23 protein-coding genes, 2 tRNA genes and 1 other annotated feature are annotated in these 23,544 nt (G+C 63.1%); of the genes, 11 read left to right on the forward strand and 14 right to left on the reverse strand.

Annotation, left to right across the window (positions count from 1 at the left end; all coding sequences use genetic code 11):
- Positions 1-86: 86 nt before the first annotated feature.
- A complete protein-coding gene (obgE, locus tag H1B27_RS34845; protein ID WP_197969141.1) occupies positions 87-1,127 on the reverse strand; it encodes a GTPase ObgE in 1,041 nt (346 codons plus the stop codon).
- A gap of 85 nt (positions 1,128-1,212) precedes the next feature.
- Positions 1,213-1,695, reverse strand: coding sequence for a MaoC family dehydratase (locus H1B27_RS34850; protein WP_061880222.1), 483 nt, complete (start codon positions 1,693-1,695; stop codon positions 1,213-1,215).
- Between the two features lie 269 nt (positions 1,696-1,964).
- Between H1B27_RS34850 and H1B27_RS34855 the strand changes: the two genes are divergently transcribed.
- Positions 1,965-2,879 (forward strand): DMT family transporter, encoded by a 915-nt coding sequence (locus H1B27_RS34855; protein ID WP_197969142.1) that lies wholly within the window; start codon positions 1,965-1,967, stop codon positions 2,877-2,879.
- A 179-nt stretch (positions 2,880-3,058) separates the two neighbouring features.
- Here the strand turns inward: H1B27_RS34855 and H1B27_RS34860 are convergent, their stop codons facing one another.
- The 3 genes from H1B27_RS34860 to rplU form a co-directional block, all read right to left on the reverse strand.
- A complete protein-coding gene (locus H1B27_RS34860; RefSeq protein WP_197969143.1) occupies positions 3,059-3,652 on the reverse strand; it encodes a GNAT family N-acetyltransferase in 594 nt (197 codons plus the stop codon).
- 151 nt (positions 3,653-3,803) lie between these two features.
- Positions 3,804-4,073 carry a 50S ribosomal protein L27 gene (rpmA, locus tag H1B27_RS34865; protein ID WP_008538809.1) on the reverse strand — a complete coding sequence of 90 codons (270 nt, stop codon included), beginning with the start codon at positions 4,071-4,073 and terminating at the stop codon, positions 3,804-3,806.
- A gap of 102 nt (positions 4,074-4,175) precedes the next feature.
- Positions 4,176-4,562 (reverse strand): 50S ribosomal protein L21, encoded by a 387-nt coding sequence (rplU, locus tag H1B27_RS34870; protein ID WP_124163569.1) that lies wholly within the window; start codon positions 4,560-4,562, stop codon positions 4,176-4,178.
- Between the two features lie 330 nt (positions 4,563-4,892).
- On the opposite strand from rplU, the gene H1B27_RS34875 reads away from it, so the two are divergent.
- Positions 4,893-6,035, forward strand: a complete 1,143-nt coding sequence (locus H1B27_RS34875; protein ID WP_197969144.1) for an ROK family protein — start codon at positions 4,893-4,895, stop codon at positions 6,033-6,035.
- A 417-nt stretch (positions 6,036-6,452) separates the two neighbouring features.
- A tRNA-Ser gene (locus H1B27_RS34880) sits at positions 6,453-6,542 on the forward strand.
- Between the two features lie 290 nt (positions 6,543-6,832).
- Here H1B27_RS34880 and H1B27_RS34885 read toward each other — a convergent pair.
- Positions 6,833-7,828 carry a hypothetical protein gene (locus H1B27_RS34885; RefSeq protein ID WP_061880227.1) on the reverse strand — a complete coding sequence of 332 codons (996 nt, stop codon included), beginning with the start codon at positions 7,826-7,828 and terminating at the stop codon, positions 6,833-6,835.
- A gap of 15 nt (positions 7,829-7,843) precedes the next feature.
- Complete coding sequence (locus tag H1B27_RS34890; RefSeq protein ID WP_197969145.1) at positions 7,844-9,328, reverse strand: MBOAT family O-acyltransferase; 1,485 nt, start codon at positions 9,326-9,328, stop codon at positions 7,844-7,846.
- 208 nt (positions 9,329-9,536) lie between these two features.
- Positions 9,537-9,592: a sequence feature (sul1 is cis-regulatory element that is thought to sense ions involved in sulfur or methionine metabolism; They are found in Alphaproteobacteria), on the reverse strand.
- Between the two features lie 424 nt (positions 9,593-10,016).
- Between H1B27_RS34890 and H1B27_RS34895 the strand changes: the two genes are divergently transcribed.
- The 3 genes from H1B27_RS34895 (at position 10,017) to H1B27_RS34905 (ending at position 12,075) form a co-directional block, all read left to right on the forward strand.
- Positions 10,017-11,288, forward strand: a complete 1,272-nt coding sequence (locus H1B27_RS34895; protein WP_197969146.1) for a DUF2157 domain-containing protein — start codon at positions 10,017-10,019, stop codon at positions 11,286-11,288.
- Positions 11,285-11,899 carry a GDYXXLXY domain-containing protein gene (locus tag H1B27_RS34900; RefSeq protein WP_197969147.1) on the forward strand — a complete coding sequence of 205 codons (615 nt, stop codon included), beginning with the start codon at positions 11,285-11,287 and terminating at the stop codon, positions 11,897-11,899. The genes H1B27_RS34895 and H1B27_RS34900 overlap by 4 nt, the downstream gene beginning before the upstream one ends.
- 85 nt (positions 11,900-11,984) lie before the next feature.
- Positions 11,985-12,075: transfer RNA gene (locus tag H1B27_RS34905), tRNA-Ser, on the forward strand.
- A 34-nt stretch (positions 12,076-12,109) separates the two neighbouring features.
- Here H1B27_RS34905 and H1B27_RS34910 read toward each other — a convergent pair.
- Positions 12,110-13,255: a class IV adenylate cyclase gene (locus H1B27_RS34910; RefSeq protein ID WP_197969148.1), complete on the reverse strand. Its 1,146-nt coding sequence runs from the start codon at positions 13,253-13,255 to the stop codon at positions 12,110-12,112.
- Positions 13,256-13,901: 646 nt separating this feature from the next.
- Complete coding sequence (locus H1B27_RS40500; RefSeq protein ID WP_197969149.1) at positions 13,902-14,096, reverse strand: PIN domain-containing protein; 195 nt, start codon at positions 14,094-14,096, stop codon at positions 13,902-13,904.
- A gap of 62 nt (positions 14,097-14,158) precedes the next feature.
- On the opposite strand from H1B27_RS40500, the gene H1B27_RS34920 reads away from it, so the two are divergent.
- Both H1B27_RS34920 and H1B27_RS34925 read left to right on the forward strand, forming a co-directional pair.
- On the forward strand, positions 14,159-15,277 hold the full coding sequence (locus H1B27_RS34920; RefSeq protein ID WP_197969150.1) for an FAD-dependent oxidoreductase: 1,119 nt from the start codon (positions 14,159-14,161) through the stop codon (positions 15,275-15,277).
- A gap of 429 nt (positions 15,278-15,706) precedes the next feature.
- Positions 15,707-16,567, forward strand: coding sequence for a DMT family transporter (locus H1B27_RS34925; RefSeq protein ID WP_197969151.1), 861 nt, complete (start codon positions 15,707-15,709; stop codon positions 16,565-16,567).
- 9 nt (positions 16,568-16,576) lie between these two features.
- Here H1B27_RS34925 and H1B27_RS34930 read toward each other — a convergent pair whose 3' ends face one another.
- Positions 16,577-17,791, reverse strand: coding sequence for an EAL domain-containing response regulator (locus H1B27_RS34930; RefSeq protein ID WP_061880236.1), 1,215 nt, complete (start codon positions 17,789-17,791; stop codon positions 16,577-16,579).
- A gap of 724 nt (positions 17,792-18,515) precedes the next feature.
- A complete protein-coding gene (locus H1B27_RS34935; RefSeq protein WP_197969152.1) occupies positions 18,516-19,679 on the reverse strand; it encodes a hypothetical protein in 1,164 nt (387 codons plus the stop codon).
- Positions 19,680-20,013: 334 nt separating this feature from the next.
- On the opposite strand from H1B27_RS34935, the gene H1B27_RS34940 reads away from it, so the two are divergent.
- Positions 20,014-20,631, forward strand: coding sequence for a helix-turn-helix domain-containing protein (locus H1B27_RS34940; RefSeq protein ID WP_061880237.1), 618 nt, complete (start codon positions 20,014-20,016; stop codon positions 20,629-20,631).
- A gap of 71 nt (positions 20,632-20,702) precedes the next feature.
- Here the strand turns inward: H1B27_RS34940 and H1B27_RS34945 are convergent, their stop codons facing one another.
- The 3 genes from H1B27_RS34945 to H1B27_RS34955 form a co-directional block, all read right to left on the reverse strand.
- Positions 20,703-20,951 carry a hypothetical protein gene (locus tag H1B27_RS34945; RefSeq protein WP_061880238.1) on the reverse strand — a complete coding sequence of 83 codons (249 nt, stop codon included), beginning with the start codon at positions 20,949-20,951 and terminating at the stop codon, positions 20,703-20,705.
- A 157-nt stretch (positions 20,952-21,108) separates the two neighbouring features.
- Entirely contained in the window at positions 21,109-21,486 is a 378-nt protein-coding gene (locus tag H1B27_RS34950; protein WP_197969155.1) for an Hpt domain-containing protein, read from the reverse strand.
- Between the two features lie 156 nt (positions 21,487-21,642).
- The gene (locus tag H1B27_RS34955) at positions 21,643-22,341 is read right to left on the reverse strand and encodes a Crp/Fnr family transcriptional regulator (protein ID WP_156505133.1); all 699 of its coding nucleotides are present in this window, start codon (positions 22,339-22,341) and stop codon (positions 21,643-21,645) included.
- A 117-nt stretch (positions 22,342-22,458) separates the two neighbouring features.
- Between H1B27_RS34955 and H1B27_RS39855 the strand changes: the two genes are divergently transcribed.
- Positions 22,459-22,821, forward strand: a complete 363-nt coding sequence (locus H1B27_RS39855; protein WP_210343613.1) for a hypothetical protein — start codon at positions 22,459-22,461, stop codon at positions 22,819-22,821.
- A 427-nt stretch (positions 22,822-23,248) separates the two neighbouring features.
- Positions 23,249-23,544, forward strand: a 296-nt coding sequence (locus tag H1B27_RS34965; protein ID WP_197969154.1) for an Hpt domain-containing protein, incomplete at its 3' end; no start/stop codon positions are given.

The following is a 23,544-nucleotide window of genomic DNA, read 5'->3' on the forward strand; positions in this document are numbered from 1 at the left end:
GACTGGTCGTTCGGGGACTACGACCATCCGCAATCGATGGATCACGCGGTATGGGTCCCTGCGTTCGCAGGGACGACAGTGAGAGCTTAAGCCGACCACGGCTCCGCTTCCGCCGCGCTCTTCGCCTTGGCGGAGACCGGGCTCTCGCCGATCACGTCCGCGAGCGCACGCAAGGCTTCTTTCACGCCTTGGCCCGTGGCGCCGGACAGCAGCAGCGGCGTCTTCTTCGCGGCGCGCTTGAGGCGGTCCTTCTGCTTCTTGAGCTCGTCCGGCTCGACCGCGTCGATCTTGTTCAGCGCGACGATCTCGATCTTGTCGGTGAGCTGTCCGCCATAGGCGTCGAGCTCCTTGCGCACGGTCTTGTAGGCCTTGCCGGCGTGCTCGCAGGTCGCGTCGACGAGATGCAGCAGCACCCGGCAGCGTTCGACATGGCCGAGGAAGCGGTCGCCGAGGCCCGCGCCTTCATGCGCGCCCTCGATCAGACCGGGAATATCGGCCAGCACGAACTCGCGGCCGTCGGCGTTCACGACTCCGAGCTGCGGATGCAGCGTGGTGAAGGGATAGTCGGCGATCTTGGGCTTCGCCGCGCTGACCTTGGAGAGGAAGGTCGACTTGCCGGCATTGGGCAGGCCGACGAGTCCGGCATCGGCGATCAGCTTCAGCCGCAGCCAGATCCAGCGCTCCTCGCCGGGCTGGCCGGGATTGGCGTTGCGCGGCGCGCGGTTGGTCGACGACTTGAAATGCGCGTTGCCGAAGCCGCCATTGCCGCCCTCGGCCAGCACGAACTTCTCGCCCACCTTGGTGAAGTCGTGGATCAGCGTCTCGCGATCCTCGTCGAAGATCTGGGTACCGACCGGCACCTTGAGCACGATGTTCTTGCCGTTGGCGCCGTGGCGGTCCGAGCCCGAGCCGTTCTCGCCCTTCTGGGCCTTGAAGTGCTGCTGGTAGCGGTAGTCGATCAGCGTGTTGAGGCCATCGGCGACCTCGATGATGACGTTACCGCCGCGGCCGCCATTGCCGCCGGAGGGACCGCCGAATTCGATGAACTTCTCGCGGCGGAACGCCACGCAGCCGTTCCCGCCGTCGCCGGAGCGGATATAGACCTTTGCTTCGTCGAGGAATTTCATGGGCCATAGGTAGGCCAGCAGGTCCCCCGCGGCAACCCGCATTGCCCCGCGGTTTGGCCGAATTTCTCGCGAAATCGCGCCTTGCTTAACCTGCCGGGCGGCGCCGGATCAGGAATTTCTGCAGGCCGTCCAGCACCAGCTCCTTGCGCTGGTTGAACACGGTACTGCGAAGCGTCACCACGCCGGTCGAGCGACCCGGCACCAGCTCGGTGACTTCGAGCGCGGGGTAGATCGTGTCGTCGGCGAACACCGGCTTGAGGAACCGGCTCGATTGCTCGAGGAAGCCGACCAGGGAGTCCTCGACCATGAACGGAAACAGGCCGGCGCCGGGCGCGGTGTGGATCAAGGTCTGGAAGCCGTGGGCGAGCAGATGCGGCATGCCGCGGCTGCGGCAATATTCCACGTCGTAGTGCACCGGATGGGTGTCGCCGCTCGCGGTCTGGAATGCGGCGAACACCGCCGAGGTCTGGGTTCGGCTCGGCAGCACGAAACGCTCGCCGACGACGAAATCCTCAAACCAGCGTTGCGCGGGGATCATGCGATGCTGGGTGGGATCGAAGTCGGTCATGTCAGAGCTCTTTCGTCGCTGGGGCGTTCATCGCTACCGCGATGCGAAGAGTGCGACAATCCGTTCAATTCGGCTTGCGCGGGCTTGCCGCGGCGGCTCCCGTCATTAAAACGACCGCAAGCGACCCTATTCGCCGCTTTTCGACGCTCCCTCCGCCCGTCATTGCGAGCGGAGCGAAGCAATCCAGACTGCCTCCATCGAAGCAGTCTGGATTGCTTCGTCGCAGGAGCTCCTCGCAATGACGAGCCTCTGAATCCGCACCCTTGCCAATGTCCCTGTTCAAGACCCTCTCAGCCTATGACGACCGCTCGGCGCGGCTGGCCGGCATCGCGCTGATGGTGCTGTCGATCTTCATGTTCTCGTTCGGCGACGCCATGGGCAAGTTTCTGGTCGGCACCTATTCGGTTGGCCAGCTCTTGTTTCTGCGTGCCTGCGCGGCGCTGCTCCTGCTGTCGCCGATGATCTGGACGCAGCGTCACCAGTTCCTGCATCTGGAGCGGCCGGGCTTGCAGCTGATTCGCGTCGTGCTGTCGACGTTGGAAGTCGCGGCGTTCTTTCTCGCGACGGTCTATCTGCCGCTTGCCGACGTCATCACCTATTATCTGGCCGGTCCGATCTTCGTCACTGCGATGTCGGCGATCTTCTTAGGCGAGAAGGTCGGCTGGCGGCGCTGGACCGCCATCCTGATCGGCTTTTGCGGCGTCTTGATCGCGCTGCGCCCGTCCGCGCAGACCGTCAGCCTGCCGGCGCTGATCGCGCTCGGCGGCAGCCTGTCGTTTGCGACCCTGATGCTGATCACGCGCAGCCTGCGCAAGACGCCCGACATCGTGATGGCGTCTTCGCAATTCGTCGGCACGTTCTCGCTCGGCGCGGTGCTGTCGGCGTTTCACTGGGTGCCGCCGACGCCAGGCAGCCTCGTGATCTTCGCCGCCGCCGGTCTGATTTCGGTGACCGCGCTGTTCTGCGTCAACCGTTCGCTCAAGCTGGCGCCGGCCAGCGTCGTCGTGCCCTACCAATATTCGATGATCGTGTGGGCCGTGATCTTCGGCTTCGTCGTGTTCGGCGACGTGCCGTCGATCGCAACCCTCGTCGGCGCCGCCATCATCATCGGTGCCGGGTTCTACATCTATTTGCGCGAGCGGGATCTGGGGCACGCGACGCCCGAGGTGAATCCGCCGGCGTAGCCACGACGTCGTCCCGGGGCGCGCGAAGCGCGAGCCCGGGACCCATACCCACAGGGAGTGGTGTGACGAAGACTCGGAGTGGGAGTTCTGCCCCTCACTCCTCCCTGGGATTATGGGTCCCGGGCTCGCGACTTCGTCGCGCCCCGGGACGACAGCGGAGAATGTGGTGAGCTCTTGCGCTATTTCATGCGTCGCGCACTGCTCCAGCTCTTCAGCGACGCCCAGACGCCGCGCGAGAGGCGGAAGCAGTCGACGGGCGTCGAGGAACCCAGCGCCAGGAAGCGGTGCAGCTGCACGCCGCTCCACTGGAAGCCGCACTTCTCCAGCACGTTGCGCGAGGCCGGATTGGTGACGCGCGCGCCGGCATGGAGATGCTCGTCCTCGAACTCCTCGAAGAAGAAATCGATCGCGCCGCGTGCGGCTTCGGTCGCATAACCCAGGCCCCAGTGCTCGACGCCGAGCCAGTAGCCGAGTTCGGCGTTGCCGGGCGTGGAGCAGTCGATGCCGACCATGCCGACCGGCCCGGTGTCGTGCTCGATCAGGAACACGGTCTCGCTGCCGAGCGCGGCGGTGGCGCGGATGAATGCGACGGCGTCGTCCTGCGAATAGGGATGCGGCAGGCGCCGCGTGTTCTCGGCGACACGGCGGTCATTGGCGAGCCGGGCGATGGTCCTGACGTCGGCGAGGGTCGGCCGCCGCAAGGTCAGCCGCTCGGTGGCGACGACGCTGGGTCTCGCCTCCTGCAAGGTCACGCTCGAGAAATCCTGCAACATGTCCGGCTCCGTGAAAGTCACTAATTCGAAGTGAGCAAGTCAAAGAAAAGGGGAGGCCGGTTTCCCGCCTCCCCTGGAGCCTTCGATCTCTCGATCTCTAGGACTCCGCCGGTTCAGTCGGGACCGGCGGACTCCAAATTTGATCCACCGTCTATTCAGCCGCCTCGGCGATCGGGAGTACCGATACGAAGGTGCGGCCGTTGGCTTTAGCCTGGAACGCAACGCGGCCCTCGATCTTGGCGAACAGAGTGTGGTCCGTGCCCATGCCGACATTAAGGCCCGGGTGCCAGGTCGTGCCGCGCTGACGCGCAATGATGTTGCCGGGAGTGACGATCTCCCCGCCGAACGCCTTGATACCGAGGCGCTTGCCTTTGGAATCGCGTCCGTTACGCGATGAACCGCCTGCTTTTTTGTGAGCCATGGCTCGTCTCCGAAATCCTGCGTATGTCTAGGTCAATTCCTTGACGGAATCATTTCAAAAGGTCTCACGCCTCAATTCGTGAACTGGCGTGATCGAATCTCGTTACTCGGCGGCTTCGGCTGCCGGCTCCTTGGCCACCTTCTCCCGCTTCGGGCGCGGGCCCTTGGTGGGCTTGGCGCCGTCCGTCAGGATCTCGCTGACGCGCAGCACGGTGATCTCGTCGCGGTAGCCGCGCTTGCGGCGCGAATTCTTGCGGCGGCGCTTCTTGAACGCGATGACCTTGGGGCCGCGCTTGTGGTCGAGCACCTCGACCGCCACGGAGGCACCCGCCACCGTCGGGACGCCCAGCACCGGCGTGTCGCCGCCGACCACCAGAACTTCATTCAACTGCACGATCGAGCCGACTTCGCCTTCGATCTTGCCTACTTCCAGGACATCATCCGGCACGACGCGGTATTGCTTGCCGCCGGTTTTGATGACTGCGAACATCGTTTTTTTCCTTCGTGTTCAATCCCGGCCTCGCGACTGATATCGTCGGGGCCGGCTTTTTGTCAGTCGCTAAGGGTTTATGCGCGATTGTGCGGGCGGGGCTTACCCCTTTGAAAACCCACGCAAAAGCAAGCGGCGCGAGAAACGCCCCGCGCCGGCTATGGGACTTATAGCCGCTGGACGCCGCGAGTCAAGGAAAACCGCGGGAAAAGGCCCGAGATCTGAAGGATTTGGAGCGTTTGCGAGAGCGGAGCGGAATCTCGGCCCGGGCTGCAACCATCGGGTTCCCTCGCCGTTGTCCTCGCAAATCTCTCGCGGGCAAGGGCTATCATGGCAACGGACGAACTGGTCAAGACAACGGGCATCGCCCAGCACGGCGCCGAGCGGCTGCCGTCGGTGGATGTCGACAGCTTCAACATCGAGATCAAGGACGAGGACGGTTTTCTCGGCGACCGCGCCAGCAAGGGCGCGTTCCGGGACGTCCTCGAGCGCTGGCGCAAGCCGCTGCGCAAGACGGGAGAGGACCCGTTCGGCAAGGTGCCGACGGAGGAGATCAACAAGAAGACGCTGGACGCCATTCTGGTCGGCGACGACACCGAGGCCTCGGCCGTGGTGCACAGCGCGATCGAGGACTTCTCCCAGGAGCTCGCCTATGTCACGCGCCGCTTCCTCAAGACCAAGGCCTGGGCCAAGACCGAGCGCATCGTCGTCGGCGGCGGTTTTCGCGATTCCCGGCTCGGCGAGCTCGTGATCGCCCGTGCCGAGATCATCCTGAAATCCGAGGATTTTAAGATCGACCTGCAGCCGATCCGCCATCATCCCGACGAAGCCGGCCTGCTCGGCGCGCTGCATCTGGCGCCGTCCTGGATCTTCGAGGCTCATGACAGCATCCTCGCTGTCGACATCGGCGGCACCAACATCCGCTGCGGCCTGGTGGAAACCAGCTGGAAGAAGGCCAAGGATCTGTCGAAGGCCAAGGTGGTGCATTCCGAACTGTGGCGTCACGCCGATGACGAGCCGACGCGCGAAGGCGCGGTGAAGCGGCTTACCAAGATGCTGAAGGGGCTGATCACGGAAGCCGAGACCGAAGGCTACAAGCTCGCGCCTTTCATCGGCATCGCCTGCCCCGGGGTGATCAACGCGGACGGCTCGATCGAGAAGGGCGCGCAGAACCTGCCGGGCAATTGGGAGAGCAGCAAGTTCAACCTGCCGGCAAGCCTCGTCGAGGCGATCCCCGTCATCGGCGAGCACGACACCGCGATCCTGATGCACAATGACGGCGTCGTTCAGGGCCTGTCGGAAGTGCCGTTCATGCAGGATGTCGGGCGCTGGGGCGTGCTCACCATCGGCACTGGGCTCGGCAATGCGCGCTTCACCAACCGCCGCAAGGAGAACGGCAACGGCAAGGACCGGGATTCCACGGAGAACGGGAAGAAAAAGGGCAAGTCAGACAACAAGGCAGACAAGGAGTAACCTTGACCGGTTAGGTTAAGGGGCGGATTGCGTTGCGCCATGCAGACCGCACGCTACGGTCGAAATCGCCGCTTTCACTCGGCCGGCGAAGCCGCCCTTCCTGGCCAGTATTTCAATGAGCGGCACGGGACCGCCAGTGTTTACCGCGTCTGGCGGTCCCACCCCCTTCTGCTTTCCCTTCGAGCCGTGATTCGCGTCTGCGGCCTCGGCCCCCGCGCCGGCCGAAGCGCGAAAACTCCGGCCCGAAACGCTCAAACGCGCGCCAAAATCCGCAAACGGCGCCGCCGGCACCGCGACCGTTGCAGGGTTCGGCGGAAAACCGTCCCGAATTTCGTCTCCCGCGCCTTGTCTGGCCCGCCATCCTCGCCTATTAACGCCCCCAACCACAGGGGCCGCAGCCCCTCAATGGCGCCTTCAGGAGAGGTGGCAGAGTGGTTGAATGCACCGCACTCGAAATGCGGCATAGGTGCAAGCCTATCGGGGGTTCGAATCCCTCCCTCTCCGCCACCCAGCAGCCCTCGACAAATGGTCCGTGCTTTCGACCTGCAAAGGTCTGTCGCAACATGCGACCCGGCTGAGCTCGGTCGGACACCGCTCCAACGAACGTCAGGCCGCCTCCGGCACAGGCGGTCCGCACCATGGCTGCGTTACTATCGATGCGCCGTCTGGGCTTATCTGAACCTTCGCAAAATAAAGCCTTCAGCCCACACCCCGCGACCGCCCGGCAGCACGCGGCGGCTCTTTCCGGTTGTCGCATGTTGTTGAGCTGCTTCTCGTCTCCGACCTGCTCGCTGCCGTCATTTCCCCTCACTCTTCAGACGAGGCAAGTCTGCGCCCCTCTGTTGAGCAGCCTTCCAGACATAACGGGTAAACGCAGCCGTTTCTGCCCATTGCAGATGCACCGGATCTGTAAATGCCGAGTCCGGCACTTGCCATTCGGTCATGCCATCGACCAAGATTGCTTTAGTAGGGGCAAGCGCAGATGCGACCGCAGATCTGAATTGTTCTCGTATCGAGCGGGATCGGTCGTGACGTGCGGCCCACCCCGGCATGACGGGAAAGGTCACCGCAACGAACTGAATGCCCTTCGATTCGAGCCAGGTGGCGAGGCCGGTTAGTTCCGCATAGCAACTCGACTCCGGCTTGACCGGGTATCCCGCGTCCGGCACGTCCCTGACCAGGGGGCCGGATCCAAACTCGTCAAACTGCAATTCGGAGCGGCGCTCTTCGGCGTAAAGCACGTGAAAGAAGACGTCTTTGAGACGAAAGTTACGAAAGCGAAGCCACGCCCTGTCTAGTCTGTTGCTTAGTTTTCGATCGATGAATTGATCGACCAGATCAGGATCGAAAAATGCAGTCGGATTCCTCGAACAGCCTTGGAAGTCTCGCGGTGCAAGGACCATCATCACAGTTTTTGCGTTCGATGCGCGCGAGAGAAGAAACTCGGTCATATAACGAGTCTGATTGACGGTTAGGGCGCAGGGCGCTGCGTTTATGATCCCCCCCTCGGGGCGAACCACATGGAAATCGAGATTACGCCAAGTCACCGACGACCCCACCCCGATGAGCGCCGCATTCTTCCAATCCGGGTTGTCTCTCAGCCAGACAAAACGGCCGTCGATGCACCACGTCCCGGATACCGGAGGCGGCGGCAGGCGATCAACGGCCCGCAAAACTCCGAGTGCTGCAAAGAATCCAACCACCGACAGGAGGACCGTAGTGGAAAATGCGGCAAGACAGACCCGCGCGCGACGTTCGGCGCTACCTTCATCGCCCGTCCGGATCATCTGCATTTTGGATTCCTCCGGTTAGAACTGGAAATAGAGGAAAGATTGCACGATGGACATCTGGGTCAGCGTGAAGACGAAAAGGCAGCCCAACGCCACGCCGTGCACCGGGTAGGCAGTCGCAAAGTGACTGGCCCAGGAGGAGTGCTCTTCAGCCCGATGCTGCGGATCGTAACCCAGCCACTGCTGTGAGTTGGGGGCAAACAGCGCAATCGCCGACAAAGTGACGATAGACGCCAGCGTCAGCAGGGTGGTCAGTTGCCGGTCGGCATTGATCCCGAGATCGAATCCATTCAGTCCGATCATCGTCCCCATCATCTTGGTTGCGCTTCCCATGGAGTCCGCGCGGAACAGCACCCACCCAAACACGACGAATATCAAGGTAAGAGTGCGGCCAACCATGGCCCCGGATCGACTGGTGCCGCTGCGTTGGGCAGTACCGAAGAGACGTATCCAGAAATGGCATATGGCCAGCCCGAAGCCATGAAACGCTCCCCAGCAGACGAATGTCCATCCCGCGCCGTGCCACAGCCCGCCGAGCAGCATGGTGACGATCAGGTTTGCAAACCGCCGTACTTCCCCTCGGTGGCTGCCGCCGAGAGCAAAGTAAAGATAATCGCGGAGAAATGCCGACAGGCTCATGTGCCAGCGTCGCCAGAAATCGATGAGGTTTTCTGCCTTGTACGGCGAGTTGAAATTCAGCGGAAGGCGAACCCCGAACAGGAGGCCCAATCCGATCGCCATGTCGGAATAGCCGGAGAAGTCGAAATAGAGCTGCAACGTATACGCCAGGGCTCCAACCCAGGCTTCGGCAAAGGTCGGCGAAGCTCCCCTGGCCACACCGTCGAAAATCAGATTGGCCTGCGGCGCCATGCCATCAGCGAACAGCACCTTCTTTGCAAGGCCGAGTACGAAAAGGCCGCTTCCGAGCGCAAGAGTTGGGGCCCTCGCGCTCAATTGCTCGTTGCTCATGAATTGACGCATTAAAATCCGGTGATTGACGATCGGCCCGGCGATCAGGTGCGGGAAGAACACCACCATCAGTACGTAATCCTTGAAGCGGTACCCGTACGTTTCGCCCCGTGACGAATCGACGAGATAGGCGATCTCCTGAAATGTGAAAAACGAAATCGCCAGCGGCAACACCAGATCGAGGACAGGAATGTCGGTTCCAAAAATCGTATTGACGTTGGCGGCAAGAAAGCCTGCATACTTGAAATAGCCGATCATGCAGAGGTTAAATGCGATGCCCACGGCAAGCAGAAGTCCGGTTGGCCTTCCGCTTCGCGCGCGATCCGCGAGGCTCGTGCCGCAGATGAAATTGAGGGCGATGCTCGTGAAGAGCACCAGAAGATTCCATGGGTCCCAAGCCGCATAAAACGCCAGGGATGCGCCGATCAACCAAAGCAAGGTGACGGCCTTGGTCGCAAAGAAACGCAGGGCGAAATAGCCGAACAGTACGGCAGGCAGGAATACGAGTATGAACTGATAAGAATTAAACAGCACGTAGATTACTCCGCTCGCTGACGTTAATCGCGTCGTTTTGGACGTAGTCAGAGCCAGTAACTCAGCCACTTGCCGCTGATTTCACCATCGTAACTTTAGTCGCCGAATCCTCAGCGAAGCTGCTTTCGAACAGTTCGATTCGCGAATGTAGGGGAAGAGAGGATTCTCACGGTCGCCCGGGGCAGAAGATGACGTGCCGGGGCTTTGACGTTATCTGGCGGATGGGCGGCCAGAAGAGCCACCTGGCTTCTCACCAGGTCCATGTGATGAAGCCATCGTTGCAATTGGGCGGCAGCCGTTCTTGAGATTCGTCAAGTCATCCAGTGGCATTCCGTCGCGGGCACAATCGCGAGCATTGGCGACAACCGTTTCGCCTGCCTCATAGCGGCGAACCGGAATATTTCAAACCAGTGAGCGGCTGCGGCCAGTCCAATCGGACTATCGCCAATGACTGCATTCGATGTTCATTGAAATATTTCTGAGCGGAGTGCGAGACCGATTGTGCCCGCGTCAGGCATCGATCTGCCGCATCTCGACCGATCGAACTAGTTCGTCGGCGCTAAAAGTCTAGACCGCAGTTCAAGATGGCCGCTTTGTCCTGCAGAGCGCTGACGGGTTGAACCTGTTATGGGTGGGGTCCGACCTAGCAACGTCCCGCCCTCCGACGACCCCGAGTAATTCCCCAACGATGTTCGACAAATCCTACCGGCAGCGCCTCGACGCCGATCTTGCGCGATGGGAGGCCGACGGCGTGATCGCGCCGGCGGCGGCGGCCTCGATCCGCAATGCGCTGCCGCCGCTTCCGGCGGGCATCAACATCGCAATGGTCGTCGCCATCGTCGGCGGCCTGCTGATCGCGGCCGCGTTCCTCGCCTTCGTGGCGGCACATTGGACGGAGATCTTGCGACCGATGCGGTTCGCGATCCTGCTCGCCGGCCTGGTCGTCACCGGCGGCCTCGGCGCCTGGTTCGCTGCGAGCGGCCGCATTGTTCTCGCCGATCTCTGCGCCAGCGTCGGTGCGATCATCTTCGGTGCGGGCATCGCGCTGGTCGGCCAGATGTATCATCTCGGCGAGGATTTTGCCGGCGGCATGCTGCTGTGGTCGATCGGCGCGTTTGCCGCGGCGCTGCTGACCGGATCGCGCGGCGCGCTCGCGGTCGGGCTCGTCGCGGCCTCGATCTGGACCTGCATGCGGACTTACGATGCGCCCGATGTCCTGCATCTTCCGTTCGTGGCGGTCTGGCTCGTCGCCGCCGCGACGGCCTTCGCCTGGAATTGCCGCGTCGCGGCCCATCTCGTCGCGCTCGCGCTGCTGCCGTGGTGGATCGCGACCGCGCTTCGCGTCGAGCTCGACGGCGCCCAGCCGTCCTTCCTGCTCGCCAACGGCGCGGCGCTGGTGTTCGGCGCGGGCCTTGCGATCGCGGCAGTGCCGTCGCCGCGGGCGCTCCGCCTCGGCAGCGTGCTGTCGGTCTATGGCGCGTTGTCGCTGGCTGGCGTTGCCTTCCTCGAGGTGACGACCGTCGACGACATCATCCACATCAGGACCGCGAAGGCATCGGTCCAGCCGCTGTGGGCGATCCTGTGCGGCGCTGCCGGCGTGATCCTTGCGCTGGCGTCCGCCGCGTTCACTAGGCGCCCCGGCGAAGTTCTGGCGGCCGGCGCGATCGCCCTCGTGCTGCTCGCCGCGCCGCTGTGGCCGGCGCCTGCGGCCGGCGAGCCCTGGCTCGCCTATGCCGCGCTGCTCTCTGCCATGCTGTGCCTCGTCGTATCAGGCATGCTCGACGATGTGCGTCCGCGCGTCGTCGCCGGCTGGCTCGGCATCGCCGGATTGGTCGCGGGCATCACCTGGGCCGTGAAGGGCTCGCTGCTGCACCGCTCGGCCTTCCTGGCAGTGGCGGGCGTCGCGGCCGTCGCCTTTGCCACGGTGCTCAACCGCATGCTGCCGAGGGCCGCGCGATGAAAGGGCTGATCGCATCGCTGGCTGCGTTCTGCCGGCGCATCCCGAAAGCCGTGCTATTCGGCATCGCCGTCCTGCTGCAATCTGCGCTGCTGGTGCTGATGGTGGCCGACCGCATGCAGATCCTGCGCGACGGCGTCGAGGTCACCCTGCAGACGCAGCCGGTCGATCCCCGCGATCTCCTGCGCGGCGACTATGTCGTGCTCCGCTACGACATCTCGCAACTGCCGGCCGGCGCGCTCGCCGGCAAGCCCGCGGACGCGCGCCATCCTGATGTCTTCGTCAAGCTCGCGCCCAATGCCGGCGGCATCTATCAAGCCGTCTCGGTGCATGCCGAGCCTGTTACGGTCACCGCGCCCGACGTGCTGATCCGCGGCCGCGTCGGAAATCACGGCGGGGCCTGCGGCGACGACCGGCGACGGTTCTGCGACAAGCTGCCGATCAAATACGGCCTCGAAAGCTATTTCGTGCCCGAAGGCGAGGGCAGGAAGCTCGAGGACGCCCGCAACCAGCAGAAGCTGCGCATCGTCGCCGCCGTGCTGCCCTCGGGCCGCCCGGCGATCAAGCGGCTGCTGCTCGACGGCGAGCCGATGTATGAGGAGCCGTTGTATTAGGCGGGGTGGCGCTGGGGTAGATCGATTGCCGCGGCGCTCGTTCGCCTCTCACGCTAGGGGCCGCAGCCTCTCAATGGCGCCTTCAGAAGAGGGTGCCAGAGTGGTTGAATGCACCGCACTTGAAATGCGGCATTGGTGCAAGCCTATCGGGAGTCCGAACCCCTCCTTCTCCGCCACGCTTCACAAGGGCTGCTTTGCAGTAGGTGCTGCCTAGGAGCTTTTAGAGAACGCCGCGCCAACTATTGATTCGGGGCGCACTCCCGCATCGAGCTTGAACGCTCTGAAAAGTTCCGCGTAGTTGCGTTTCTCGTGTGGACCAAGAACGCCGTTTAGCAGTTCTTCTAGTTTTCTGATCTCGGAGAGTTTTCCTTCAATCTCCAGGAAATGACCTAACTCAGGAATTTCGTCTAACGCCACGATCAGCCCGTCACCAGGTCGTCTAAACGTGGTCCTACGTTTCTCGAAGAACCAAGTTACGCCGAATCCGCTCCGGCTCAGTGCGTCTCTGACCAAGTTTTCGGATCCAGCCGGGAATTCTAGTTCGATCCGTGAATAGGCTTCACCGATCCAGTGCCGAGGCCCTTTTAGCGCTACCGCCAGCGAGCCGTCTTCGTTGCGAAGCCTAACAACGTAGTCGAGTCTCTTCGACAGCAACTCAGGGGTGTCAAAATATTCATCGCGTTGGAACGTTGTGGGAGCGTCGGCCCGAAAGCCGTGCTTTTTGAGTAGTTGATGTAATTTCCGTTCGTCGATCACGGGATGTTTCGACTCGGTCTCTACCGGATTCCTATTGTTTTGGCCCTCTGAGACCGGCGGAGTGTCGATGTTACGACAAATCTCTTCCAAGCTGTTCCCATCAAAGAACCAAGGATTCCAGTTCAGATACCGTCGAGCATGCCCGAAGCGATCAAGATGAGGCCAAAGTGCCTGGATCAAGTCTGGCCGAGCGTCGCCAACCTTGTACAAGGGGACCTTTCCCTTGTGAGCATAGCCTTCGGTATAGAGATCGCCCTTGCTGCCGATGAGGAGAACGGAATTAGGGGTTGTGTCGGTGTCGGTGCATCTAATATCGATGGGTAAATTCAGCCTCATCGTCTCATCGACCAATCGCCAGAGGCGTTGATACACCTGTTGGCTGGGCGATATGCCACCGCTGCGTTTGCCTCGTGCAGCCTCTTCGATCCTTCGTGCGCTTCCACCCTTCACGACGACGTGCAAAACCCAGTGACGCACTCCGCGTGACACGAGCCAATCCCGCAAATCACACCAGTCATCGAAATTGTCGTTCAAAGAGGTGATCACGGTCTGCACCGTGATTGGTATCCCTTCCTTGAGGCATCGATCGATCGTCTGCACAGCTCCCTCGGTTGAGGTACCGGAGCGGACATATAGCCGATTGATGGGTCGGAGTTTTTGATTTTGACGCGAAATCGTGTCGAGCGAAACACGTACATGAACCTGATGCTGTTTCAGTAGCTCAACCAGTGAGTCAATATTTCCAACTCCAGAGGTATCCAAGACAAGGGCTTTTTCAGAGGAAAGGCGCTCAATGAGTTTCTTGGCTCGTTCGGGTCGAGTCAGCGGATCTACAACTCGCAATAGCTTCGTTGTGTGCCGTCAACCCATCGGTTGGGGATAATAGCTACGGTGGGTCAAAACGATATCCGTCGGATATGTAATGGCAGGCGGCTATGGCTCGCCGTCGCAGGCGTCTTCCTCACGATAATGTATATCAATCAACGACTTGTGCGGTCTGATCGAAGCGATTGCGCGTCATAGCACAACGGGGCTCTGGCAACTCCTCACAATGGTAACATTGTGCCCTGTTCCGATGACCAACGTCCGGCTGCAACTCGGTCACCTTGGGGAGGCCCGGCCGAAAGCCTGCCGTCGAACGCTCCCGCAATGATGCCATCATGCACCTGTTTTGCGCGAAGGCCGCGTGACGTCATTCGAAGCAAGCCGAGACCGAGATCAATTTCCCCAAACCGACTCATCACCCTCACCCCCAGCCCGCAAAGTCCCGATTATTCCGCGTCACCAGCGTCAGATCGTGCGTGAGCGCCGTCGCCGCGAGCAGGCCGTCGATGACAGGAACGGACCTGATGGCCCTGATGCGGCACCATTGATCTAATACGGCGTTGTCGATGCCGGCCGTAACCGCCCTCCCGTCGCCCTTGCAAACCCGCGAAATCATCAGGATGATCGGCGCGTCGTAGCATCGCTCGCGAGGCCTTCATGCGAAAATGCGAAGTAGCCGTGCTGGGCCTGGGGCTCATGGGCGGAGCAGCGCTGGGTGCATTGCTGGATGCCGGCGTCGATGCGCTCGGCTTCGATCCTGTCGGACCCGGTTCGGATCGCCGCTCGTCACATGGTTCATGTCGCATTTTCCGTCGCTTCAATTTCGAAAACCCCAACTACACCAGCCTGAGCGACGAGGCTCATGCCGGCTGGATCCGGCTGCAGACCGAAAGCGGTCAAACGGTTCTGACGGAAACCCCCGTTCTGGAGGCTGGCCGTTCCGGCTCCGCCATGGTGGCGTCCTCGCGCGCGGCCGCGATCGCGAAAGGGCGGGCGGATCCGAAGATGACCGCGGCTCAAGCGAACAAAGAATTTCCGGCTTTCAGCCTCCCCGACGACTGGGACGTCGTCGTACAGGACGGCGGCGCGATCCTGCACACCGAGGTCGTCATGAAACTGATGCGCGCACGCGCCGGGAAGCGCGTGATTCCGGAACGCGCGAGCTTCACGCCGCACCGCGACGGCGTGTCGATCCGCACGGCGAGCGAAGAGTTCTTCGCCGAGCGGGCTATACTGGCGCTGGGCCCATGGCTCGGTCGCGCACTCCCGCGACTAGGCGCGCTGCTCAACGTGACCCGACAGGCGGTCGGCTGGTTCGCGCCTGTCAGCCCCGACAGCGTGGCGCTCGGTCGTTTCCCGATCTTCATTCTGGACCGAGGTCCGAACGACATCGTCTACGGCTTTCCGGACTTCGAACAGCGCGGCGTCAAAGCTGCGCCTCACAACCACGGGCCCGTGGTCGGCCCGGACGACTGGGGTCCGCAGGCCACCGATGCCGAACTCCGCCCGGTCGGCGACGCGTTGGCCGCCCTCGTCCCCGGCGCGGCCGGGCCCATCATCGATCGCGACGTCTGCCTCTACACCAATAGTGCGCCCGCCGACCGCCTGTCCGATGCGGGCGAGGAATTCATCATCGATCGCTGGCCGGAGTCCCGCCTGATCGTCTGCTCCACGTGTTCAGGCCATGGTGCGAAGTTCGCGCCCGCCATCGGGCAAAGGCTTGCTCGCCTTGCCACCGATCCGTCCTACCAGGCAGAACCCTTCTTTCAGCTGTCCCGCTATTCTCAATTTGCCTGAGCGGGTGCTGGATGTTGCGGTGACAGTGCACAAAACGCGCACCGTCCGGCGGCAAACGCCTTCAAGAGATCTGGGCCAAAGCCCTCCCTGTCCGACCTCCTGCGATGATGCCACTATGCTCCTGTTTTGCCCGACGAAGCAAATGACAGGAGACGTCATTCGGAATGGGCGACACCGCTCGCCGCCAATCTCGTCGGCTTGCACCGATGCGCCGAACAGCCGCGACAAACCACGTTTCCTAGACTTTTTGCCTCCCGAAACCCCGCCCGACGCGCGCCCGATCCCGCCCCCCACCTAACCCATTGATCTTGCAACCCCCGTCTACTGTGCATGGGGTTGTTTTCGAACTTTTGTTGTTCCATGCCATCACGCGACGCGTTCAACCGCCGCGGCACCCGATCCGCCGGCCCCTACCCAAGCGAGACCAACATGCACTCTTCCGCCAGCGGCTGGGGCAACGGGCTTCTCGGCGTCATCATCTTCAGCGGCTCGCTGCCGGCGACGCGCGTCGCCGTCGGCGGCTTCTCGGCGCTGTTTCTGACCTCGGCGCGCGCGGTCATCGCGGCGCTGATCGGTGCTGTGGTGCTCGCCGTGCTCCGGCAGGCGCGGCCGCAGCGGCGTGATCTCGCCTCGCTCACCATCGTCGCCATCGGCGTCGTGGTCGGCTTTCCCCTGCTGACGGCGCTCGCGCTCCAGCACATCACCTCGGCGCGGTCGATCGTCTTCATCGGCCTCTTGCCGCTGTCGACGGCGATCTTCGGCGTGCTGCGCGGCGGTGAGCGGCCGCAACCGCTGTTCTGGCTGTTCGCCGTGCTCGGCAGCGCCACGGTGGCCGGCTTCGCCCTCGCTGGCGACGGCTCGGCGTCGCTCACCGGCGATCTCCTGATGGTGGCCGCGATCGTGCTGTGCGGCCTCGGCTATGCCGAAGGCGCCGCGCTGTCGCGCCGGCTCGGCGGCTGGCAGGTGATCTCCTGGGCGCTGCTGCTTGCGCTGCCGTTGATGGCGGCGCTCGCGATTCTGACATGGCCGCCCGTCTGGAGCGGCATCAGCGTGCCCGCCTGGATCGGGCTCGGCTACGTCTCCGTCTTCAGCATGTTCGTCGGCTTCATCTTCTGGTACCGCGGGCTCGCAATCGGCGGCATCGCCCGCGTCGGCCAGCTGCAGCAACTGCAGCCGTTCTTCGGTCTGGCGCTCGCAGGTCTTCTGCTGCATGAGCCCGTCGCCTGGAGCATGATCCTCGCCACCGCGCTCGTGGTCGTCTGCGTCTTCTTCGCGCGGCGGTTCGCGTGAGGCTGTGCCTCACGCCTCGCCCATCACCGTCCGCGTCAGCGCGCTCCTTGCAAACTTCTTCAGCGGCATCGGCTTGCCGAACAGAAAGCCCTGCACGAGGTCGAAGCCGAGTTCGTTCGCCGCGACGAGGTCGGCGCGGCTCTCGACCCCCTGAGCCACGGTGCGCGCGCCAAAGCCCTGCGCCAGCTCGACGATGTGACGGCACACCGTGCGCTTCAGCCGGTCCCCGCCGCTGCCGGTGACGAATTGCCGATCGGCCTTCAGCTTGACGAAGGGAATTCTGTCGAGCCCCATCAGCGACGGCCAGTTGGTGCCGAGATTGTCGATCGACAGCGCGATATTGTGCAGGCCCACCTCGCGCGCGACCTCGGTCAGGAGATCGAGCTCGCGGATCGCCTCCTCGCTGTCGATCTCGACCGTCAGTCCGCCGAAGGCAGGATGCGTCGGCACGCGGCGGCAGAGATCGCGCACCGCGTGCGGTTCCCTCAGATAGGAGGCGGGGAGATTGATCGACAGATCGACCGGGCTTTGTTGTTCCAGAAGATAGTGCCAGTCCTGCACGGCGCGATCGATCACGAACTCCGACAGACCGCGGAAATGCGGATCGTGCGGCTCCGGGATGAAATAGGCCGGCGGCACCACGCCCCAGGTCGGATGCCGCATCCGCACCAGCGCCTCGGCGCCGCTGCGCACGAGCGTGCGCGCGTCGATCTTGGGCTGGTACCAGAGCTCGAGCCAGCCGGCGTGCAAGGCCTCGCCGACATGCACCGCCGGGCTCGGCGCCGGCTCCTCCGGCAGCAGCATCGCAACACGCTCGCGCAGCGTCTCCGCGGCAAAGGGCGTGGTCAGCGGCGGCAGCATCGCAAGGCCATATTCCTCACCGACCTGCCGCACGGCTTTGACGATGATCGACTCGCGGGCACCGACGGCGAGGACCCTGCCGGCAAATGCCTCGCGCACCAGGATTTCGAGGAATCGTCCCGGCTCGATGCCATCGGCGGCGACGCCGAGCAGGATCAGGTCCGGCAACTCGGTGGCGAGCACGGTTTGCAACTCGTCGGCACTGGCGCATTCGCAGGTGACGAACCCGAGATCCTCGAGCACCTCGCTGAGAAAGGCGCGCAGGTGACGCTTGCTGTCGGCCACGCAGGCGCGCGGCGTCACCTTTCGTCGTCCGAAGGTCACAGGCCTCCGGCCGACGAGTTCAATCATCCCATCGTTCATCCTACACCACTCCCGTTCCGTGACGGTTTTTTAAACGGCGAGCGTGGGTTCAAATAAGGAGAGCTTCACATCGTTCTTGAATAATTTGGGTAACGTTAAGCTCTGCAATTCGAGCTAATTTTTCGACAGAAGCTTCGAAAAGAATTTGCATACCCGAGCACCGCACGCGCAACGACGGTCAACGCACGTGAAATGGCTGTTGCGCGCAATGGGCGTGCAATTTGCCACTCGACTGCGTCGCGCAATGCGGTTGCGCTGTCGCTCCGGCGCAGCGATGAGGCTTGCGAAGGATTAATTGCCGGCGACTTTCTCATGTCACGCCAGCCCGCGTGCTCGTTCGAGGGACACGGCGGGTGCTGCTTGTCGTTGTGGTCGGCGTGCAATGGCCTTGCGGCGAAGACGTCAGCGCCATTGTCGTCGATGCGAGCGTCAGCGCGCGCACCGGAGCGACGGCTGCGCCGGAATAGCTCGTGTTCGCGCCATGCGCGCATCTTGCGCCTTCGCGCGCGGTGGTTCTGCGACAACGAGGCCGGCCCGGCGGCCGAGAATGTGAAGTGCATCACACGCGCATTGCTGCACCTGCGCTATTGGTCCACGCAGCCGGTGGTGGGCTGTCGAGGACTACAGCAATGTCGATGCGGCGAATGATATATTGGTGGTTCAGATTCGTGCTGTCAGGGCGGTTTTTCGACCGTTTCCTGAGCCTGCCGCGCGCCCGGCGCGCCTAGTTTTGCCCGATCAATTTGCGGAACGCCGCCGCACCGTCCTGCATCGCGTCGCGTCCCTTCCAGGCCAGATAGGTCAGCTTGCCGCCGAGCGTGTCGTGGCTGCGCAGCCGCCGCGATCCGAGAATGTGGCCCACATTGTCGGGGAAGCGGCTCACCTCGGCGGAGACCAGCTTCGCGATCGCGTCCATCAATTGTTGGAGGCGAACGCCCCAGTCGCAATGTTCGATGTCGTCGATGCGGACCTTGAGCGCATATTCGGTGTCGTAGATTTCGGCGAGCAAGTCGCGGGCGACCAGCACCCTGTTGTTGCGAAGCGCGATACGAAGCGCGAGGCGCTTGTCGTCGAGCCGATCGAGGACCATGTGAACGACGCAGGCATAGGGCGTGGCGGCAATGTCCGCGGCGGCCTTGCTCGCAGCAGCCTTGGTGGCAAGCCGCACCAATTGCCAGGGCGTCTTCAGACGCCGCGCCACCAGCGCCAGCGCGAAGGGCAGCGCCTCGGGATGGGCCTTCTTGAAGGCGTCGAGCTGCGCGGTGGCCTGGACGACCTGGCCGTCGTCGAATTTCGCGATCCTCTCGGGCAGCTTCTCGTTGAACTTCGGTAGCGCATCGCCGGCGCGCAAGGCATGCAGCATCTTCACAACGTCGTCGAAGGCGGTGCGCGAGGCCGTGTATTGCGCGAGCTTGGCTCGCGCCAGCTCGGAGCTCTCGGACGAGGTGAGGGTGCTCTCGAGGACCTTGACGACCTTGGTCTGGAAGGTCGACGCGATCTTCTGCACCTCCTTCGGGTTGTTGGCCGCCACCTGGTCGTTGACTGCCTTGATGTAGTCGCGCGCCATGGTGGGCAGCAGGTCGCGGCAGATCCACTCCCAGATCGGGGTGAGGGTGTTGCGCGAGATCCGCCCCAGATTGGCATGCTCGGGCGCGCCGTCGATCAGCAGCAGCTGCAGCGGCGCGAAGAAATAGCGCAATGGGTTGGTGGCCCGTGCCTGGGTCGATCCGTCCTTGCGGAACTCGGCGCGCAAGCGGGACTGGAGGTCGGCCGAGCCCGGCATGTCGATGCCGCACAGCTCGAGCCGCTCGAGCTCGCTGAGCAGACAGCTGCGCGACAGCGGTGTCAGCCTCTGCAGGAATTCCGACAGTCGATCGATCTCGTTCATGGCACGCATCTTTCGCAGCGTGTCCCGCTGGCTTGCGGGCCCAATGCGTGGAGGCATTTGCGCGCTCGACCTCCCTAGAGAAGCAAGTCGCCGTTAATTAATCCGTAAAAGCCGGGGGGCCAGCGCCGGTTGGAGGCGGCGATCAAGGGGAGTTTTCCGGTCAGACGGCTCAAGGTGTCGGCCGGAACTCAACCGCTACACGATCGGGAGCTGCCGCACGCAAGCACAAATTGTGCCGAAGTCGCCTTTTTAGCGCAAAAGGGCCCAAATCACCGTAGTCTTACGGAGCAGAAAGTTAAGCACAGACCGGCTCCGGTTCCGCTAAACGAGTGCCATGGGGTCACCGAATGATACGGCCACTGATTCGCGGCCGTCGGAATGGGACGAAGGCGGCGCTGCGCCGGCTGAAGGGCCCGATTTCGTCCGCCTGAGCGCCGCCCGTGCCAAGGCGGCCGACGAAATGGCCGCGGCCATCGCCCGCGAGCTCAACGGCCCCCTGACTGCGCTCCTGCTCTACATGGGCGAGATCAAGCACCACAGCGATCAGCTCGTGCCTGCTACGGGCGATCGTGCCTATTTGCAGCGGGTGGTGGAGAACGCGCTGGTACAGACCGAGCGCGTTTGCGGTCTGGTCAAGCAGCTCGCCGGCAAAGGCGGCTTGCCGATCCCGTCCGGCGCCGAGGAGGCACAATCGAAGGTCGCTAGCGCGCTGCAGCCACAGCGCGTGCCGAGCGCCGAGCCCGTCGGTCCGTCGGGCCAGAAGCGGCTGACCAAGCGCGAGCGCGAGGTGCTGAGGCTGATCAGCGAAGGCTATTCGAACAAGCAGGGCGCGCTTCGCATGCAGATCAGTCCGCGCACCTTCGAGAGCCATCGCGCCGAGGCGATGCGCAAGCTCGGTGCGCGCAACACCGCGGATCTCGTCCGTGCGGCGCTGCTGCATTCGATCGACTGAGGCGGGCGTGCTGCGTCCCGGCTGGCGTTGCACCCGCGACATCTCTCGAGACGTTCGGAAACCCGTCCTGCTCAGAAATAGTCTTCGGCGAAGGGACGCGCGGGGGAGGCGCGACGCAGCGGCTTGATCTCTTCCTTCGGCGCGTTCGGAATGATCGTGATGGTCCAGCGCGGAGGCACGCTCGATTCCTGCTCAAGCACCGAACGCACGAAGCCGGTCACGGTGGACTCGCCAGCCTTCACTGTCGCCATCCGGCCGTTGAACTGTGCGATGCGGAAGCGACGAACCTCTTTCTGGTCTGCCGTCTCGTACTTGAACATTGGAAACCCTCCTGGTTTTCCCGGGGACTATCGCCTCCTATGATTAGCCATCTATGAACATCCCAAACCGTAGAAGTACGGCGGGCTTCGCGTGGTCTTCGCCGGGGCGGAGTGGATACCGGTTCGCGCAAGGAAAAAGCGTCAATCGCATCGCGCTTCAGACCTGCGGCTCTTGCGCGCGCGCGGCGGCGTAGGCGGCATCCATCCGGTCCAGGAGCGCGCGGAATTCGGCTTCGCCGAGGCCCTCAGCGGTCTTCTCCAGCCGCAACGCCAGCGCTGCGAGCCCGACATAGCCGAACGTCCCGGCCGTGCTCTTGAGCGAATGCGCCTCGCGCGCGATCCGGGCGTGGTGCTGCGCAAGCGAGAGCGTGCGGAACAGTTGCAGGCGCGCGCGGGTCTCGCTCCAGAACACATCCCGCACCTCACGGGCAGCATCCTCGCCGATCTCGCGCACCAGCGCTTCGTACGCGCGCGGCTCGCGCGCGGGGGCGGCATCGAGTGCGTTCTGCGCAGGCGCGACGGTTGCATCAAACATGGGCTTGCCTGTCTCGATCATCGTGCGTTGTCGCGCGGCACGTGGCGGCGCGAGGTACGTCCCCCGTCTACGGCATCGGAATTTCAGTTCCGGTAGCACGATGGCCGGTGTTTGCAGACCGGTATTAGCCGGCGGTTTACCAATCGCCCGCGGCGTTCAGCGTATGCCGAGCAGCCGGTCGTACTGGGCCTTCACCGTGGCGTAGCATGCGCACGCCGTCTGGCGCAGGCCGTCGATGTCGATGATCTGGATGTGTCCGCGGCTGTAGTGGATGAAATTGGCCTGTTGCAAGGAGTGGGCGACCAGCGACACGCTGTTGCGCCGCGCCCCGATCATCTGTGCCATGGTCTCCTGGGTCAGTAGCAGCCGGGAGCCGCCCGACAGATCATGAGTGTGCAACAGACACCGCGACAGCCGCGACTCCACGGGATGGGCGACGTTGCAGCCGGCGGTCTGCTGCACCTGGACGTAGACCGCAAGCCCGTGGCGCATGAGCAACGTGCGCAGGGTGCTGCTCTGGTCGGCGGCGATCCGCAGCGGGTCCAGGTCCACCACCGACGCGACGCCGGGAACCAGCACAAGCGCGGTGTTCAATACAGACGCCTCGCCCATGATCGAGAATGTGCCGAGCAGGCTGTCGCGGCCGATCATGGCGACTTGCACATGCTCGTCCCTGGCCAGTTCCACCACCAGCGAGATGACGCCGCGGTGGGGAAAATAGGCGCGCTTCAGTGTCTCGCCGGTCTCGGCCAGCACTGCGTCATGGGGCAGATCAACCGTTCGCAGATGCGGACGGATCAATTCATAATCGTCCGCCGACAGCGCGGACAGGAAACCGTTGGGTGGACGCGCCATCGTTTCCAAAGCTGCCTCCGCTGTTCCTGCACCGTCGAGTCGCGACGCGCGAAATCACGGTCCTGCGCGGTAGGTTCAATCATGTACAGGCCGGGATATATTGGCAATTGAGACAGGTTGTCCGGCCGCGGCAATCGCTTCCTGCGGCGCTTCGCACTTGCAAAGCGGCGCGCCTGCGGCAGCGACTGGAAGGAAAGCTCCGATTTCAAGCATGGAGGCAGTTCCGGGGAACGGAACGACGCGCCCATCGGATGCCGTCGGCAAGTGCCCGTTCGTCGCTCAGTTGTAAGTCTGGCAGATATTAGGCCAAAGGTTGTGGCACGGTCCAACAATTTTCAGATGATGATGGCAAGGCTGGCGAAGCCGGGCTGCACGTTCGAACACGACCAGCTCGATCTGATGATCATCGACATCGTCATGCCGCATTGCCCGCCAGAGCATCGTGGCGGCGGCATTGCCTCGGCTGCGCGGCGAGGTTAGCGCGGCACGAGTCGCTATCGCCGCAGAGTAAGAGTTCGTTTACCTCATGCGCGGGCCGCGCACGTCGCAGCAATACCACAAGGCGCAGGTCACGAGAGCATCGCCGGTTGCGACCGGCTCGGTCCAACCCCCCAACAGGCCGTCTGCAATGCTCTTCGCGAGCAGGACTTTCCCGCGCGCCTCGCCTCGCTGTTATCAGCCCGTTTACCTCGCACGCCGACTCCTTTGCGGCGTGGAGACGGATTTGCCGAAAAGCGCTGGGGCATGCGGTCGAACCGCAAACTTCTCTTCAATATCCGTAGTAGGACGGAGCATGAAATTAACGGGACTGTGAAAGGGGATGTCTAACGATCGAGGAGAGGGCGTCCGTCCGTGCCAAGGGTGGCCCGGGCGCCCAGTTTAAATCCAGGTCAGTAAGGCGTAGCTCATGGATGATCTGTTGCGGGAGTTTCTGACGGAGACCAGCGAGAGCCTGGACACCGTGGACAATCAGCTGGTGAAGTTCGAGCAGGAGCCGAACAACGCCAAGATCCTGGATAACATCTTCCGCCTGGTCCACACCATCAAGGGCACGTGCGGCTTCCTCGGGCTGCCGCGGCTGGAAGCGCTGGCGCATGCCGGCGAGACCTTGATGGGCAAGTTCCGTGACGGCATGCCGGTGACCGGGCAGGCGGTGACGGTGATCCTGTCCTCGATCGACCGCATCAAGGAGATCCTGGCGGG

Origin of the sequence: Bradyrhizobium diversitatis, assembly GCF_016031635.1 — a bacterium.
Lineage (GTDB): Bacteria > Pseudomonadota > Alphaproteobacteria > Rhizobiales > Xanthobacteraceae > Bradyrhizobium > Bradyrhizobium diversitatis.